Annotated in this window: 2 protein-coding genes and 1 pseudogene; 1 reads left to right on the plus strand and 2 read right to left on the minus strand. The window is 41.6% G+C overall.

Going from position 1 to position 1,815, the window contains the following annotated elements; all coding sequences use genetic code 11:
• Positions 1-392: pseudogene (locus B7C60_RS17145) on the plus strand (Abi family protein); the annotation flags it as partial.
• Between the two features lie 285 nt (positions 393-677).
• Here B7C60_RS17145 and B7C60_RS00395 read toward each other — a convergent pair.
• Entirely contained in the window at positions 678-1,040 is a 363-nt protein-coding gene (locus B7C60_RS00395; RefSeq protein WP_099609971.1) for a VOC family protein, read from the minus strand.
• Between the two features lie 159 nt (positions 1,041-1,199).
• A complete protein-coding gene (locus B7C60_RS00405) occupies positions 1,200-1,709 on the minus strand; it encodes a GNAT family N-acetyltransferase (RefSeq protein WP_053340617.1) in 510 nt (169 codons plus the stop codon).
• Positions 1,710-1,815 lie beyond the last annotated feature (106 nt).

Here is a 1,815-nt window from a genome sequence, read left to right on the forward strand (position 1 = left end):
TAAATGAACTAAGAAACCGAATTGCTCACCACGAACCTATCTGGAAGTTCACTCAGATTAGACACCACAGCACCAACCAAGAGATTTATCCGGCAGCATCAACGCCAGAAGAAAGTATTCAACGAATGAAAACTTTAAATGAACGATTGTGCCGGATATTAGGCTGGGTATCCGAAGATAGAAAAAACGACTATCTGGACTCTCATTACAAATCACATTTTGATTGGCTTACAAGCATTGAAGCTCTAGATGTATACAAGTCTCTTTCATACAGCAATATACTAACCCCCGCGCAAGCGAAAAGACGTTTTAATGCTATAGTAAAGAGTTCAAAGGTATATGAGGTTATCGGTAAGCGAGGCATAGTTACTATACTCCCTGGAGTTGTATAGTTGACACTACAGCAGCTTTGTACCATAATTCAGTCACTAGCTCGTTAGGCTACAGTGTTGGTAATAAAATTCTCGCCAATATCTCTAACTTGAGCATTCTAGAGAGCACCCTGCGGGGTGCTTTTCGCTTTTCTAAGAGCCAAAATCTAAAGGCATTTAACGCCTTGTTAAGGTGTGAGGCGCGCAATACCGAAGCTTCCGCATACCACCTTAACCACTAAAACCAACGCATAGTAAAAATGCCACGCGTGCCGAATCACTCTTGAACAATTTGTTATGTACGTGCTAAAGGTACACAACTGACTCCACATTGTTGCCCTCGGGGTCAATCAAAAACGCAGCGTAGTAGTTTGGAGCATAGTGTTCTCGTAAACCAGGCTTACCGTTGCATTTACCACCTAAAGATAACCCCGCTTGATGAAACGCGGAAACTTGTAATTTGTTTGATGCAGAAAAAGCAATATGGCACTTAGAATTACTGACGCCTTTTTCAATTAGAAACCTTACATTTGGCTCGCTCGAAAGCCCAAAGCCAGCAGCATTTTCATCTGACCACTTGAGCTCAATACCCAATGGCTCTAGCACATTCTTGTAAAACACACGACATTCTTCGAATGCAACTACCTTAATTTCAAAATGATCTATCACTCTCAATCCTTTAGAGTTGGTTACAATTTTCCTTAAAGTACATAACGCCCAATTAAGGTGTGAGGCACGCAATACCGATGCTTCCGCATACCACCTTAACCACTAAAACCAACGCATACCCAAAATGCCACGCGTGCCGAATCACTCTTAAATTGTTTGTTATAAAGCGGACTCTACGTTAAACGCCTTTTCGAACCACACTGAGCTTATGTACTGCCCATGTTTCTTCGCATATTCATTGAAAACTCCGACTTCTCTGAAACCAAACCGTTTATGTAATGCCACTGATGCGTCGTTTGGTAATGCAACACCCGACAATACACGATGGACACCATAGGCACGAATTGATGAGAACAACTGAGTATATAGTTTAGAACCTAAACCTTTCCCCTTTGCTTCTTGTGCCAGATAAACGGTCACTTCTACGGTGTCGTCAAAAGCTGAAATTGCTCTGTACTGTTGGGAACATGCAAAACCTAGCAACACGCCGTTTTCTGTGGCTACATATAGTTGATATTTGGTAGTGCTAGAAAACTGAGAAAACCATTTCTGACGATTTTCCAGAGTAAATGGAACTTCCTCAAAACGTGAATTGGTGTGTTCAATATAAAAATTAAAGATGTCGGTGATACCAGCAACATCTTCAAGTTTACCTGTTCGAATTTCCACGAAATTTCCTTTTTCTTCGAGCTTTATAACGCCGCATTAAGGGGCAGGCAACGCAAACAACTAAACTCAAACTAGCCAGCCGTAACCTCAAATGCCAACCAAACCA

The sequence above is a fragment of the Vibrio fujianensis genome, from assembly GCF_002749895.1.
GTDB lineage: Bacteria > Pseudomonadota > Gammaproteobacteria > Enterobacterales > Vibrionaceae > Vibrio > Vibrio fujianensis.